10 protein-coding genes and 1 pseudogene are annotated in these 15,128 nt (G+C 73.7%); 6 read left to right on the forward strand and 5 right to left on the reverse strand.

Annotated elements, in window-relative coordinates; translation table 11 throughout:
• Positions 1–268 precede the first annotated feature (268 nt).
• From GA0070618_RS14390 to GA0070618_RS14405, 4 genes are all read left to right on the forward strand, one after another.
• Positions 269–3,436, forward strand: a complete 3,168-nt coding sequence (locus GA0070618_RS14390; protein ID WP_088982085.1) for a sensor histidine kinase — start codon at positions 269–271, stop codon at positions 3,434–3,436.
• A complete protein-coding gene (locus GA0070618_RS14395) occupies positions 3,433–3,840 on the forward strand; it encodes a roadblock/LC7 domain-containing protein (protein WP_088982086.1) in 408 nt (135 codons plus the stop codon). Before GA0070618_RS14390 ends, GA0070618_RS14395 begins: the two co-directional genes overlap by 4 nt.
• Before the next feature lie 65 nt (positions 3,841–3,905).
• Positions 3,906–4,271: a DUF742 domain-containing protein gene (locus tag GA0070618_RS14400; protein WP_088982087.1), complete on the forward strand. Its 366-nt coding sequence runs from the start codon at positions 3,906–3,908 to the stop codon at positions 4,269–4,271.
• Positions 4,252–4,875, forward strand: a complete 624-nt coding sequence (locus GA0070618_RS14405; RefSeq protein ID WP_088982088.1) for a GTP-binding protein — start codon at positions 4,252–4,254, stop codon at positions 4,873–4,875. The genes GA0070618_RS14400 and GA0070618_RS14405 overlap by 20 nt, the downstream gene beginning before the upstream one ends.
• A 132-nt stretch (positions 4,876–5,007) precedes the next feature.
• Here the strand turns inward: GA0070618_RS14405 and GA0070618_RS14410 are convergent, their stop codons facing one another.
• The 5 genes and pseudogenes from GA0070618_RS14410 to GA0070618_RS14430 form a co-directional block, all read right to left on the reverse strand.
• Complete coding sequence (locus GA0070618_RS14410) at positions 5,008–6,096, reverse strand: uroporphyrinogen-III synthase (RefSeq protein WP_088985525.1); 1,089 nt, start codon at positions 6,094–6,096, stop codon at positions 5,008–5,010.
• A 151-nt stretch (positions 6,097–6,247) separates the two neighbouring features.
• Positions 6,248–6,580, reverse strand: a pseudogene (gene nirD / locus GA0070618_RS14415) (nitrite reductase small subunit NirD); the annotation flags it as partial.
• Positions 6,577–9,102: a nitrite reductase large subunit NirB gene (nirB, locus tag GA0070618_RS14420; protein ID WP_088982090.1), complete on the reverse strand. Its 2,526-nt coding sequence runs from the start codon at positions 9,100–9,102 to the stop codon at positions 6,577–6,579. The pseudogene nirD and the gene nirB, both read right to left, overlap by 4 nt.
• Positions 9,103–9,134: 32 nt before the next feature.
• Positions 9,135–10,613, reverse strand: coding sequence for an FAD-dependent oxidoreductase (locus tag GA0070618_RS14425; protein ID WP_088982091.1), 1,479 nt, complete (start codon positions 10,611–10,613; stop codon positions 9,135–9,137).
• The gene (locus GA0070618_RS14430) at positions 10,610–12,802 is read right to left on the reverse strand and encodes a molybdopterin oxidoreductase family protein (RefSeq protein WP_088982092.1); all 2,193 of its coding nucleotides are present in this window, start codon (positions 12,800–12,802) and stop codon (positions 10,610–10,612) included. The genes GA0070618_RS14425 and GA0070618_RS14430 overlap by 4 nt, the downstream gene beginning before the upstream one ends.
• A gap of 288 nt (positions 12,803–13,090) precedes the next feature.
• Between GA0070618_RS14430 and GA0070618_RS14435 the strand changes: the two genes are divergently transcribed.
• On the forward strand, positions 13,091–14,470 hold the full coding sequence (locus GA0070618_RS14435; RefSeq protein ID WP_088982093.1) for an MFS transporter: 1,380 nt from the start codon (positions 13,091–13,093) through the stop codon (positions 14,468–14,470).
• 208 nt (positions 14,471–14,678) lie between these two features.
• The gene (gene rplM, locus GA0070618_RS14440; RefSeq protein ID WP_088982094.1) at positions 14,679–15,122 is read left to right on the forward strand and encodes a 50S ribosomal protein L13; all 444 of its coding nucleotides are present in this window, start codon (positions 14,679–14,681) and stop codon (positions 15,120–15,122) included.
• Positions 15,123–15,128 lie beyond the last annotated feature (6 nt).

A 15,128-nucleotide genomic window follows, 5' to 3' on the forward strand; every position in this document is an offset into this window, starting at 1 on the left:
GGTGGTGGCCCCGAAGTTTTGCAAATGCTCACTGAGCAGAAGCGGACGAATACTGTGGATCATCTGCCCTGATCAGGGCCTTGTGGAAATGAAGGTAATAGTTGACCACTTCAGCGGTTTGGTGCTCTCCTAACGTTTCCTGTCTCACTGCGGCTTCCCAAACCCGATCTTCTCTGATGAAATCGCGGCCGTGCCGCGCGTGGCGCTGTCCGCTGCACCAGGCGCGGGTCGGCGGGTCAAGCGTGGAAGAAGCGACGGAGGCGATGTCGTGAGCACCGCACCTACGACCCTGCCCGAGAGCGGTCAGCCCACCCAGGAGAAGCGACGGCGCCGGCTGCCCCGGCTGCGCGACGCGCGGATCCGGTCAAAGCTGGCGCTGATCCTCGTCGTACCCGTCGCCGCGGTCGTCGCGCTGGCCACCGTACGTCTCATCTCGGTCGGTGAGGGCGCCGTCGAGGCCAACCAGGCCCGCTCGTTGACCGCGCTCTCGGTCGACATCTCGGCGCTCACCCAGGACCTGCACCGGGAGCGGATGGCGGCGGCGACCTACCTGGCCTCGCCCAGCGCCAAGCCGGACTCGTTCAACCTCCACGTGCGCCGCACCGACCAGCGGGTCTCCCAGTACAACGCGCAACGGCGTGAGCTGGGCGAGGTGCCCTCGGCGGTCAGCGACCGGCTCCGGATCGTCGACGACCACCTGGCCACCCTGAACGCGACCCGGCAGGAGGTGGTGGACCGCCGCCAGATGCCGGTCTCCGCGGCCGTGCTGCGATACGGCGTCGTCTTGGCCGACCTGGTCGGCTACGGCGACGCGCTGGCCCAGCTCCCCGGTGACGGGGCGCTCGCCGACAGCCGGCGGGCGGTCGCCGCGTTCAGCCGCGCCAAGTCGGCCGTGGCCGAACAGGAGGCCGTCGCCTTCGCCGCGCTCGCGGCCAACCGGATCGACGAGGAGCAGTTCTCCTCCTTCGTCGCCACGCTCACCAGCCAGCAGGAGGCCCTGCTCACGTTCTCGCTCGCCGCGGACCCGACCCAGCAGGCGCTGGTCGACAACACGGTCACCGGTGACGCGGTGGTCCTCGCCGACCGGGTCGCGGCCGACATCACCCGCTCCGTCGGGCAGACGCCGGCCCTGGTCCGGGCCGACGACGCGACCTTCGCCATCGGCGCGGTGAACGACCTGATGCGCTGGACCGAGGTGCAGCTCCAGGACCGGCTGCTCAGCCAGACCGACGACGCCCGTACGGCGGTCATCCGGCAGGCCGTGATCGAGTCGCTGCTGGTCCTGCTCACCCTCGTCGTCGCCATCACCCTCGCCGTCGTGCTGGCCCGGTCGCTCAACCACTCGCTGCGTCGGCTGCGGGAGGGCGCGCTCTCGGTGGCCAACCACGACCTGCCGGAGGCGGTCAAGCGGCTGCAGAACATGGGCAACGTCGGCGACAGCGGCGTGGAGGAGGTCGTCAAGGAGGTCCGCGACCCGATCAAGCTGACCAACAAGGACGAGGTCGGTCAGGTCGCGCTCGCCTTCAACGTCGTCCACCGGGAGGCGGTCCGGATCGCGGCCGAGCAGGCCGCCCTGCGGGCCAGCGTCTCGGCGATGTTCCTCAACCTGGCCCGTCGTAGTCAGACCCTGGTCGACCGGATGATCGGCGAGCTGGACGCCATCGAGCGTGGCGAGGAGGACCCGAAGCGGCTCGCCCAGCTCTTCGAGCTGGACCACCTGGCCACCCGGATGCGCCGCAACGACGAGAACCTGCTGGTGCTCGCCGGCGCCGACTCGGCCGTGCCGCGTCGCGACGACGCGCTCCTGGTCGACGTGCTGCGCGCCGCGCAGTCCGAGGTGGAGCTCTACAACCGGATCGAGTTCGGCACGGTCGACACGGACATCTCGGTCGCCGCCCACGCCGTCAACGACGTGGTCCGGCTCGTCGCCGAGCTGCTGGACAACGCCACCCGGTTCTCCCCGCCGACCACCACCGTGGTCGCCGACGGCCGGCGGATCCGCGACTACGTGCTGATCCAGATCGAGGACCGTGGTCTCGGCCTGACCGACGAGCAGCTCGACTCACTCAACCGGCGACTGGCCGCCCCGTCGACGGTGGACGTCGCGGCGTTCCGGCTGATGGGTCTCGCCGTGGTCAGCCGGCTGGCCTCCCGCTACGGCATCCGGGTCGAACTGCGGCGCAACGTGGAGGGCGGCACCGTCGCCCAGGTCACCCTGCCCAACTCGACCGTGGTGCTGCCGCAGGGGCGTGGTGGCCCGGCCCGGGACCCGCTGCCCCGGCCGCGTCAGCCGCTCGCCGTCGAGCAGGCCCCGGCCGCCGGCTCGCCGTCCCCGTTCGGCGAGCCGCTGGTCGGCACCGGGCGTACCTCGGCGGCCACCCTCACCACCGACCAGTGGCGCACCAACCCGTCACCGACCCCGTGGCCGGCCGCCAACGAGAGCCGCGACACCGGACCGACGGTGAACGTGGGCGGCCCGACCACGGCGTCGCCGACCCTGGCCACCTCGGCGTTCACCCCGACGGCACCGGTCGCGGGCAGCGGACTGGCGGGTACGCCGACCACCGCGTTCCCCACCCTGAACCCGCTGCCCCAGCGGAGCCCGGGGAACCCGGGGAACGACCGGTCGCAGCCGGCGCCTCCGGCCCCCACGCTGCCCGCCGGTCCGGTGGCCGGTCCGGTGGCCACCCCGCCGGCCCTGCCGCCGTCGGTGGCCCCGCTCACCACGCCCGCCCTGCCGGCTCCCCGGCCGGCCGAGCCGGCCGAGGCGCCGATCTTCCGGGAGATGGAAACCGCCTGGTTCCGTACCCACGGCAACGACGCGACGGCCATCTTCGCCCGTCCGCAGTTCGACCAGGCGCCGGCCGGGCCCGCGCCGACGGCGGCCAGCGCCCCGACCGCCGAGGTTCCGCAGCTGCCGAGGCTGCCCGGGCGTACGCCGGGTGCCACGGTCGTCCCGGCCGCCACGCCGCCGGTGACGCAGCCGCCGCCCCCGTCGTACACGCCGCCGCCCGTGGCGACGGCGCCGACGACGCCGGCCCCCGAGCCGGTCGCCGCGGTCCCGCCGGTACCGGCCCCGACCGCCGAGCCGGCACCGATCCCGGCCCCGGTGGCCCAGGCCGAGCCGACGCCAGCGCCGACGTCCGCGCCGACCGGCACGGACGGTTGGCGTACGGCGGCGGACGAGGGCTGGTCCCGGGCGGTGAAGGCCGCCGAGCCGGCCGCTGCGGGCACCACCCGTTCCGGGCTGCCGAAGCGGGTGCCGCAGGCGCAGCTCGTCCCCGGCGGCGTCGAGCCCAAGGGCAGCCGGGCCAGCACCCGGCGCACCCCTGACGAAGTACGCGGTCTGCTCTCGGCCTACCACCGCGGTGTGCAACGCGGTCGGACGGCCGGCGCGGACCTGAACAGCGATTCGACCAAGGAGACGAGCCGATGAACAGGCCAGCGGCTATGCAGGACATGGGTTGGCTGCTCACCAACTTCGCCGACAGCGTGGCGGGTATCGCCCACGTCGTCGCGGTGTCCGCGGACGGGCTGCTGCTCGCCTCCTCGCGTGACCTGCCGGCGGACCGGGCCGACCAGCTCGCCGCGATCACCTCCGGCGTGGTCAGCCTGACCGAGGGCGCGGCCCGGATGTTCAGCGCCGGTGGCGTGCTCCAGACCGTCATCGAGATGGACAGCGGTTACCTGTTCCTGATGTCCATCAGCGACGGCTCGTCGATGGCGGTGCTTGCCGCCCGTAGCTGCGACGTGGGCCAGGTCGGGTACGAGATGGCGCTGCTGGTGGAACGGGTCGGGGCGGCGCTGGTGCCGTTGCCCCGAGAGGCCGTGGTCCGGTAGTAGCGGCGAGCAGAAACCGTCATCCGGTGCCGACAGGCGGCGCCGGCGGAAGGAGGTGATCGCGAATGGACCGGAGGCGAGAGGACCCGCGCGGCGCGTTGGTGCGTCCGTACGCGGTCACCCGGGGACGAACCGAGCCGCGCCAGGACATCGCTCTGGAGGCGGTGATGACGGCGAGCCCCACCGCCGTCGCCGAGTCCCGTTTCGCCGGCCATGACAAGCATCGCATCGCCACGATCTGCGAGGGGCGTCCGCAGTCTCTGGCGGAGATCGCGGCGTACACCCGGGTGCCGCTGGGCGTGGCCCGGGTGTTGGTCGCCGACATGGTGGCCGAGGGTCTGCTGACGCTACACACTGCCGCTCCCGCCGAGGCGTACGAGGAGCGGATGGAACTGCTTGAGAGGGTGCTAAGTGGACTTCGCAGGCTATGACCCCGCCGGGGCACGCCGCAACCGGGGTATCACCTCCGCGAAGATCGTGATCGCGGGCGGGTTCGGCGTGGGCAAGACAACCCTGGTCGGCGCGGTCTCGGAGATCACCCCGCTGACCACCGAGGCGGTGATGACGGCGGCGGGCGTCGGTATCGACGACCCGTCCAAGGTGCCGGGGAAGCAGACCACCACGGTCGCCATGGACTTCGGCCGGATCACCATGGCCGAGGACCTGATCCTCTATCTCTTCGGCACCCCGGGCCAGACCCGGTTCTGGTTCATGTGGGACGAGATCATCAAGGGTGCGGTGGGTGCCGCCGTGCTGGTGGACACCCGCCGGATCACCGACGCGTTCGCGCCGCTGGACTACTTCGAGAACCGCAAGCTGCCGTACGTGGTAGCGCTCAACCACTTCGACGGCGCGCCGCGTTACGACCTGGAGGAGGTCCGGGAGGCGCTGGCGATTTCGCCGCAGGTGCCGCTGATCCTGACCGACGCCCGGCACCGCGAGTCGGTCAAGCAGGTGCTGGTGACCGTGGTCGAGCACGCCATGCTCCGCCTTCAGGCCGAGCACGGCCGCGGCTTCCCGACCCCGGTCGGCTGACGACGCGTGGTTGCAGGGGTCCCCTGCTACCGCTTTGCGCGTAGCAGGGGACCCTGTCCCGTTGATCATGGAATTGTGGTGCCCGATCGGCGGCTTTTGTGGGGGTTTGGCGGGTGTGCTCGTGTCCACCCGTCAGTCGATGCGGAGGCGGTAGCCGCGTTTGACGACGGTCTGGACCACGCGTGGGGCGTCCAGGCCGGCGCGGATGCGGGCCACCGCCATCTCCACCGCGTGCTCGTCCGCGCCGCGCGGCAGGGTGCGCAGCAGGGCGGTGCGGGAGAACACCCGGCCGGGGGAGCGGGCCAGTGCCCGGAGCACCGCCATCGGCGCGGGGGCCAACGGCCGTAGCTCCCCGTCGATCACGGCGGCGTGGCCGCGCAGGGTGAGCTGGTGGCCGGCGGCCTTCAGGGTCACCGTACGGCGGGGCAGCTCGTCGACGATGTGCCGGACCAGCGCGCCGAGACGAGCCCGGGTGGGCACGCTCACCGGCACTCCCCGTCGGTGCAGCGGCTCGGCGGTCACCGCCCCGACGCAGCTGGCCAGCACGTCGCTGCGGAACGCCCCGAGCACCGCCTCGGCCCGGTCCCCGGCGGCCCGCAGCAGCGCCTCGGCGGCCGGTGCCGAGGTGAAGGTGACCGCGTCGACCAGCCGGGCGGCGACCAGGTCGATGAGGCGGTGCAGGGGAGCCGCGTCGGTGGGCGGGGCCCACCGGTAGACCGGCACCTCGATCACCGTCGCCCCGGCCGCCTCCAGCGCCATGGTGCACTCCGGCTGGCGGTCGCCGTGCAGCTGCATCGCGATCACCTGACCCGCCACCCCGCGCCGGCGCAGGTGGTCGACCACCTCCTCGCAGCTCTCCGAGTCCGGCGACCACTGATCGTGCAGGCCGGCGGCCCGGATCGCGCCCCTGGCCTTGGGGCCCCGGGTCACCACGTACGTGTCGGCGAGCACCGAGCGCAGCGACTCGGCCAGTCCCCACCCCTCGGCCGCCTCCAGCCAGCCGCGCATGCCGATGCCGGTGTTGGCCATCAGGATGTCCGGTGGCTGTTGCAGGCAGGCGCGGGTGGCCTCGCGCAGGTCGCTGTCGTCGGCGAGCGGCACGATCCGCAGCGCCGGGGCGAGCACCACCCGCGCGCCGCGCCGTTCCAGCATCGCCGCGAGTTCGTCCCGTCGTCGGTCGGCGGTCACGCCGATGGTGAAGCCGGCCAGCTCGTCAGCCACCGTGCCCCCCACGGCTCCCCCCGGCACCGACGCCGGCCCGGTCGGGGACGCGCCCGTCGGCACCGTCGACGGAACGCTCGTCGGTAGCTCTCACGGAGCCGTTGCCGGCAGCGCCGACGGAACGGCCGTCGCCGTCGGGGTGCCGCACCGGCTCGTGCAGCCGTACCTCGACCACGCCGTCGCGGCAGCGCACCCCGTGCCGGGTCACGGCGGCCCCGGGCCGGTCGAGGCACGCGCCGGTACGCAGGTCGTACACCTGCTTGTGCAACGGCGAGGCGAGGGTGGGGACCCCGTCGCGGCTGCCCACGAGACCCCGGGAGAGGACGTACGCGCCGGAGACCGGATCCCGGTTGTCGATCGCGAACAGCCCGTCGAGGGTGCGGAAGAGGGCCACCTGCACCCCGTCGACCAGGGCGGCCACGCCCCGGTCCAGCTCCAGCCGGTCGTGCCCGCAGACCGGGGTCCAGCCCTGCGTCGTGCTCATCGCCGCACCTCCGGGAGGCCCAGGACGACCGGCTGCCGGCCGGCCACCGCCGGCACCGGCTGGCCCCGTTCCTCGGTGAACGTGATCGACGGGTCGGGTACGTCCGGCGCGTTGACGAAGGAGGTGAAGCGGCGTAGCCGTTCCGGGTCGGCCAGGGTGTCCCGCCACTCGTCCGAGTACGAACCGACGTGCCGGGCCATCGCCGCGTCCAGTTCGGCGGCCAGCCCGAGCGAGTCGTCGACGATCACCGCGCGGAGGTGGTCGAGGCCGCCGTCCATCGCCTCGATCCAGGCGGCGGTGCGTTGCAGCCGGTCGGCGGTGCGGACGTAGAACATCAGGAACCGGTCGACGTAGCGGACCAGTTCCTCGGTGGTCAGGTCGGTGGCGAAGAGGTCGGCGTGCCGGGGGCGGAACCCGCCGTTGCCGCCGACGTAGAGGTTCCAGCCGGTCTCGGTGGCGATGACGCCGAAGTCCTTGCTGCGCGCCTCGGCGCACTCGCGCGCACACCCGGAGACCGCCGACTTGATCTTGTGGGGGGCGCGGAGCCCCCGGTAGCGCAGCTCCAGCGCGATGGCGAGCCCGACCGAGTCCTGCACCCCGTACCGGCACCAGGTCTCGCCGACGCAGGACTTCACCGTGCGCAGCGCCTTGCCGTACGCGTGGCCGGACTCGAAACCGGAGTCGACCAGCCGCCGCCAGATCGCCGGCAACTGGTCCACCCGCGCCCCGAACAGGTCGATCCGCTGACCACCGGTGATCTTCGTGTAGAGGTTGAAGTCCCGGGCCACCTCGCCGATCACGATCAGCTTCTCCGGCGTGATCTCGCCGCCGGGGATCCGGGGCACCACCGAGTAGCTGCCGTCGCGTTGCAGGTTGGCCAGGAAGTGGTCGTTGGTGTCCTGCAACGACGCCTGCTCGCCGTCGAGCACGTACCCGCTGCCGAGCGAGGCCAGGATCGAGGCGACCACCGGCTTGCAGATGTCGCAGCCCCGCCCCCGCCCGTGCTCCGCCACCAGCTGCGAGAAGGTCCGGATGCCCCGGACCCGGACGATCTCGAACAGCTCCTTGCGGCTGACGTCGAAGTGCTCGCAGAGGGCCCGCGACTGCACCACCCCCGCCGCGTCGAGCAGCTGCTTGAGCAGCGGCACGCAGGAGCCGCAGCTCGTGCCGGCCCGGGTGCACGCCTTCAGCGCCGGCACGTCGGCGCAGCCGTCCGCGATCGCCGCGTCCACCTGCTCCCGGGTCACCGCGTTGCACGAGCAGACCTGGGCGGCGGCGGGCAGCGTGGCCACCCCGCCGGCCGCTGCCTCCCCGGCCGGCGCGAGCAGCGCCAGCGGCGGAGCCGGCAGCGGGCCGCCGACACTCGCCCGCAGCGTCGGGTACGCGCTCGCGTCGCCGACCAGCACCCCGCCGAGCAGGGTGCGCGCGTCGTCGGAGAGGACCAGCTTGGCGTAGACCCGGGTGGCCGGGTCGGTGAACGTCACGTCCAGGCAGCCCGGGGTCACCCCGTGCGCGTCGCCGAACGACGCCACGTCCACCCCGAGCAGCTTCAGCTTCGTCGCGGTGTCCGCCCCGGGGAAGGCGGCCGCCCCACCGAGCAGCCGGTCGGCCACCACCTCGGCCATCGCGTACCCGGGGGCGACCAGGCCGTAGCAGGCCCCGTCGACCGCCGCGCACTCGCCGACCGCCCAGATCCGCGCGTCCTCCGTCCGGCAGGTGTCGTCGACCAGCACGCCGCCACGCGGCCCGACCGGCAGACCGGCCGCGCGGGCCAGCTCGTCGCGGGGGCGGATGCCGGCGGCGACCACCACCAGCTCCGCGTCGACCGTGGTGCCGTCGGAGAGGACCAGACCGGCGACCGTGCCGTCCGCCCCGGCGCGCAGCGCGGTGGTGGCGACCCCGAGGTGGGTACGCACCCCCAGCTCGTCGACGTAGCGCCGGAGCATCGCCCCGCCCGCCTCGTCGACCTGCACCGGCATCAGCCGGGGCGCGAACTCGACCACGTGGGTGTCGAGCCCGAGCAGGCGCAGCGCGTTCGCCGCCTCCAGCCCGAGCAGCCCACCGCCGATCACCGCGCCGACCCGCCGACTTTGGGCGTGCTCCCGGATCGCCTCCAGGTCATCGAGCGTCCGGTAGACGAAGACCCCGGGCAGCTCCGTGCCGTCCACCGGCGGTACGAAGGCGTACGAGCCGGTGGCCAGCACCAACGCGTCGTACGGGTGCTCGCCCCCGGCCGTGGTGACCACCCGCCGGACGCGGTCGACCGCCGTGACTGGCTCGCCCAGCCGCAGCTCGACCCCGTCGTCCGGGGTGTGCAGGCTCAACTCGTCGGCGTCCACGCCGTCGAAGAACGCGGAGAGCCGCACCCGGTCGTACGCCGGCCGGTGCTCCTCGGCGAGCACCGTGACCCGCCAGCGTCCGGCGGTGTCCCGGGCGCGCAGCGCCTCCACGAGGCGCTGGCCGACCATCCCGTTGCCGACCACCACCAGCCGGCCACCGGTCGTCCCGTCGTTGTCGTCCATCCCGTCACCTGCGTCCATCGGGTGAGTTCCACTCATCGCGTCACCTCCACCGGGTCCACCCCGGACAGCCACTCGACGATTCCGGCGACCGCGTCCCGGCAACTGCCGCAGCCGGTTCCGGCCCGGGTGGCGGTGACCACGTCGGCCACCGAGCGTGCGCCGGCCCGCCAGCAGCCGACCAGGTCCGCCTTGCTGACCGCGTTGCACCGGCAGACCGTCGTGGCGTCCGGCATCAGTGCCGGGGACGCCACCGGTTCGGCCCCGCCGGGCGGGTCGACCGTCCGGCCGAGCAGCAGCGCCCGCCGGTCGGCCGGGACCGGGGAACCCCGGTCGAACAACTGGATCACCGTGCCGACGGCCGGGTTGTCGCCGAGCAGGATCGCGCCGGTCAGCCGGTCGTCGGTGATCCGTACCCGGGCGTACGTGCCCCGGGTCGGGTCGGCGAAGGTCAGCTCCTCGCACCGGGCCGCCCCGTCGTCGCCCGCTGGCGCGTGGGCGACGCCCGGCGGGGGTAGCTCGCCCATCGCGGCCAGGTCGATCCCGGCCGCCTTGAGCCGCGTCACCCCCGGCGGGGGCCGGTACCGGTCCCGGGTGTCCTCGCCGGTGAGCAGCCGGGCCACCACCCGGGCCTGGGCCCAGGCCGGCGCGACCAGCCCGCCGACCACACCGTCGTGCTGGGCGCAGTCGCCGATCGCGGAGACGTGCGGATCGTCGGTGCGCAGCCGCTCATCGACCACCACGCCCCGCTCCACCGTGAGTCCGGCCGCGGCGGCGAGGGCGGTGTCCGGGCGTACCCCGCAGGCGAGGACCAGCAGGTCGGCGTCGAGCACGCGGCCGTCGGCCAGGTCGAGGCGGACCCCGTCGGGGCTGACGGCCACCCCGGTCGCCGACACCCCCAGGTGGGTACGCACCCCGAGGCGGGCCAGGGTGCCGGCGAGCACCGCCCCGGCGGCCGGGTCGAGTTGGCGTTCCATCAGGTGGCCGACCGGGTGCACCACGTGCACGTCCAGTCCCCGGGCGGCCAGTCCCCGGGCCGCCTCCAGCCCGAGCAGGCCGCCACCGAGCACCAGCACGGTCCGGGCGTCCCGGACGGCGGCCAGGATGCGCCGGCAGTCGTCCAGGGTGCGGAACGGCACTACCCGGTCCGGGAGCCGGTCGACGTCCAGCCCGGCCAGCGGCGGCACCACCGCCCGGCTGCCGGTGGCGAGGACGAGGTGGTCGTACCCGATCTGCTCGCCGGTGGTGGTCCGGACCGTGCGGGCGGCCCGGTCGATCGCGGTGACCGCCGTTCCGGTCCGGACGTCCGCCCCCTGCCCGGCCAGGTCGGTCAGCTCCACGTCGGCCTCGTCGACCTTTCCGGCGAGCAGGGTGGAGAGCATGATCCGGTTGTACGCCCGGTGCGGCTCCGCCCCGAGCACGGTGACCTTGTGGTCGCCGGGGCGGGCGTGCAGTTCGGTGGCGAGGCGGGCCCCGGCCATGCCGTATCCGACGATCACGATCCGGCCGGTCACGGTGTCACCTTCTCCACGCGGACGGCGCAGACCTTGAACTCGGGCATCCGGGAGACCGGGTCGAGCGCGTCGTTGGTCACCGAGTTGACCCGGCCGGCGCCACCCCAGTGGAACGGCGCGAAGAGGGTGTCCGGGCGGATCGTCGCGGTGATCCGGGCCGGTGCGCGCATCTCGCCCCGGCGCGAGGTGACCCGCAGTTCCTCGCCCTCCTCGACCCCGAGGCGGGCGGCCAGGTCGGGGTGCAGCTCGACGAAGGGTTCGGGCGCGGCCCGCCGCAGCGCCCCGACCCGGCGGGTCTGGGTGCCGGACTGGTACTGCGCCAGCACCCGGCCGGTGGTCAGGTAGAACGGGTACTCGGCGCACACCTCCTCGGCCGCCGGCCGGTGCTCGACGGGGTGGAACCGGGCCCGGCCGCTCGGTGTGGCGAAACGCTCGGCGAACAGGCGCGGCGTGTCCGGCCCGTCGGTGTCCGGGCAGGGCCAGAAGACGCCGTCGGCGGCGTCGATCCGCTCCCAGGTGACCCCGGCGTAGTCGGCCGCCCCGCCGGCCGAGGCACGCCGCAGTTCCGCGAACACCACCCGCGGGTCGGCGTCGGCCGGCGCGTCGGGTGGTTGCAGGGGACCCCTGCTCGGCAAAAAGGGGTAGGAAGGGTCCCCTGCAACCACCTCAGCGGCGGGCGCGGAGGGCGCGTTGAGGGCGGCGCTGAGGTCGGCGAGGATGCGCAGGTCGGTGCGGATGCCCGGCGGCGGTTCGCGCAGCGCCCGGCGGCGCAGCACCCGCCCCTCCAGGTTGGTCATCGTGCCGTCCTCCTCGGCCCACTGGGCGGTGGGCAGCACCACGTCGGCGATGGCCGCCGTCTCCGAGAGCAGGAAGTCGGCGACCACCAGCAGGTCCAGGTCGCGCAGCCGGCGCTCCACCCGGGCCGCCCGGGGCGCGGAGACCACCGGGTTGGAGCCGAAGACCAGCAGCGTCTTCGGGCCGGTCGGGGTGCCGAGCAGGTCGAGCAGCTCGTACGCGGACACCCCGGGACCGGGCAGTTCGTCGGGGTGCACGCCCCAGACGGCGGCCACGTGCTCCCGGGCGGCCGGGTCGTCGATCCTCCGGTACCCGGGCAGCTGGTCGGCCTTCTGCCCGTGCTCGCGGCCACCCTGGCCGTTGCCCTGACCGGTCAGGCAGCCGTACCCGGAGCCGGGGCGGCCGGGCAGGCCGAGGGCGAGCGCCAGGTTGACGAAGGCGCTGACCGTGTCGACGCCCTTGGCGTGCTGCTCCGCGCCCCGGGCGGTGAGGATGATCGCGGTCCGGGCGGTGCCCAGCGCCCGCGCCGCCTCCTCCAGGTCGGCCACGGGCACCCCGGAGAGGCGCTCGGCGCGGGCCGGCCACCAGCCCGCCGCGATCCGGCGTACCGCGTCGAAGCCCTCGGTGCGCGCGGCCACGTACTCCCGGTCCACCCAGCCCTCGGTCAGCGCGACGTGCAGCAGCGCGTTCGCCACCGCCAGGTCGGTGCCGGGCAGCGGTTGCAGGTGCAGGTCGGCCAGGCGGGCGGTGGCGGTGACCCGGGGGTCGACGACGATCAGCCGTCCGCCGCGTTCGCGCTGTTCGGTGAGGTACCGGGCGAGCGGGGGCATGGTCTCGGCCGGGTTCGCCCCGACCAGCAGCAGGGTGTCGGCCCGGCCCAGGTCGGCCAAGGGGAAGGGCAGGCCCCGGTCGATGCCGAAGGCGCGCATCCCGGCTGCCGCCGCCGAGGACATGCAGAAGCGTCCGTTGTAGTCGATCATGCGGGTGCGCAGCGCGACCCGGGCGAACCGCCCCAGCGCGTACGCCTTCTCGTTGGTCAGCCCGCCGCCGCCGAAGATCGCGACCGCGTCCCGGCCGTGCGCGGCCTGGGTGTCGCGGATCCCGGTGACGATCCGGGCGTACGCCTCGGCCCAGGTCGCCGGGGCCAGCCGGCCGTCCGGTCCGCGCAGCAGCGGGGTGGTCAGCCGTTCCGGGTGGTCGAGCAGCTCGGCGGCGGTCCAGCCCTTCTGGCACAGGCCGCCCCGGTTGGTGGGGAAGTCGCGGGGCAGGACCTCGATCCGCCCGTCCCGTTCGCTCAGGAGCATTCCACACTGGAGAGCGCAGTACGGGCAGTGCGTGGCCGCCTCGTGGGGCGTCCGCCCCGGCGTGGTCGCGGCTCGTGCACCGTCTGTCATGTCGGCAAAGCGTGCCGGCGGGCGGTTTCCGTGCCGCGTCCCGTTGGTTTCGGCCCTGTCACGAGGCGTTCACACCGCCCCGGGGCAGAAGATCGGTGCCGGTCGACGCCCGGGGAGGGGGCGCGCCGCGCCGAGCAGGGGCGTCGTCCGGGACGGCCTTCCCTCACGGCGGCTCCGGACCGGCCGTGCGCCGCCCGTATCCAGGGCGACGCGGGACGGGCATTGACGGGTAACCGCTGCCGTCTAGCGTTCCCCTCGTCCCGCCCCGAGACGAGAAGGAGCCGTGGCGTGAGCATCCTCTCCACCGCGCCGGTCACCGACACCGCCGCGAGGCCGGGCCGCCGGCACCGGCTCGACGACTGGCGGCCGGAGGACCCGGAGTTCTGGCGCACCACCGGGGCGCGGGTCGCCCGCCGCAACCTGTGGGTGTCGATCTTCGCCGAGCACGTGGGCTTCTCGGTGTGGAGCCTCTGGTCGGTGACCGTGCTCTTCCTCGGCCCCGAGTACGGCATCGACCCGGCCGGGAAGTTCCTGCTCACCGCCGTGCCGGCGGCGTTGGGGGCGACGCTGCGGCTGCCGTACACGCTGGCGGTGGCCCGCTTCGGCGGGCGGAACTGGACGATCGCCAGCGCGCTGCTGCTGCTCGTGCCGGCGGTGCCGATGGCGGTGCTGCTCGAACCGGGCGTGTCGTACTCCACGCTGATGGTGCTGGCCTGCCTCACCGGCGTGGGTGGCGGCAACTTCGCCTCCTCGATGGCGAACATCAATCTCTTCTTCCCGGAGCGGCTCAAGGGTAAGGCGCTGGGCCTCAACGCCGGGGGTGGAAATCTGGGCGTACCGGCGGTGCAGCTCGTCGGGCTGGCGGTGCTGGCCACCGCCGGGGCGGCGTACCCCCGGCTGGTGCCGGCGGTCTACCTGCCGCTGATCGTGCTGGCGGCGCTGGCCGCGGCCCGGTGGTTGGACAACGTGCCGGCGGCGCGCAACGAGCCGGGGGCGCTGCGCGAGGCCGCCCGCGAGTCGCACACCTGGGTGATGTCCCTGCTCTACGTCGGCACCTTCGGCTCGTTCATCGGTTTCGGCTTCGCCTTCGGCCAGGTGCTCCAGATCGAGTTCGCCGACCGCTTCGCCACCCCGGTCGACGCGGCCTGGTTGACCTTCCTCGGCCCGCTGGTGGGCTCCTTGATCCGGCCGGTCGGCGGCCACCTCGCCGACCGGTACGGCGGGGCCCGGGTGACCTTCTGGAACTTCGCCGCGATGGCCGGCGGCGCGGCGCTGGTGCTCTACGCGGCCCGCGAGCGGTCGCTCCCGCTCTACCTGACCGGGTTCCTGGCCCTCTTCGTGACCAGCGGGATCGGCAACGGCTCGACGTACAAGATGATCCCGGCGATCTTCCGGTCCCGGGCCGCGGCCGGGGTGGCCGCCGGTCGGTGGGACGTGGCGGAGGCCGACCGCCGGGCGCGGCGGCTGACCGGGGCGCTGATCGGCATCGCCGGGGCGGTGGGGGCCTCCGGTGGGCTGCTGGTGAACATCGCCTTCCGGCAGTCGTTCCTGACCTGGCAGAGCGCGGACGCCGCATACCTGGCGTTCATCGGCTACTACGCGGTGTGCCTGCTGGTGACCTGGCTGGTCTACCTGCGGCCGGGAGCCGGGCGACTCGCCGAAGTGTGATTCATGCCACGTCCCCGCGAGCCGGCGCGCGGCGCCGACCCCGTTTTGACCCGCGTGCCGGCCGCCGGGTATCGTTGCCTGCTGTTGTACGACATTCAGCGGCGTACCGCTTCAGGTACGCTTGGTCGTTCGTGCGCGCTGGTCCGGCCCGGAACCCCTGGTCACCTCGGCGCGCGACCCCAGACCGACGACGAGACAAGGTAGACCTGTGCGTACGTACAGCCCGAAGCCGGGTGAGATCGAGCGTCAGTGGCACGTCATCGACGCCTCTGATGTCGTGCTGGGCCGCCTGGCCACCCACGCCGCCACGTTGCTGCGTGGTAAGCACAAGCCGACTTTCGCGCCGCACGTCGACACGGGCGACTTCGTCGTCATCGTCAACGCCGGCAAGGTTGCGCTGACCGGCAACAAGCGGCAGCAGAAGATCGCCTACCGCCACTCCGGCTACCCGGGTGGTCTGAAGCAGGTCGGTTACGACGAGCTGCTGACCAAGCGTCCGGAGCGCGCCATCGAGCTGGCCGTCAAGGGCATGCTGCCGCACAACAAGCTCGGCCGTCAGCTGATCAAGAAGCTGAAGGTCTACGCCGGCGCCGAGCACCCGCACGCCGCGCAGCAGCCGGTGCCGTTCGAGATCAAGCAGATCGCGCAGTGAGCGCGG

The organism is Micromonospora echinospora, assembly GCF_900091495.1.
In the GTDB taxonomy this organism is placed as follows: domain Bacteria; phylum Actinomycetota; class Actinomycetes; order Mycobacteriales; family Micromonosporaceae; genus Micromonospora; species Micromonospora echinospora.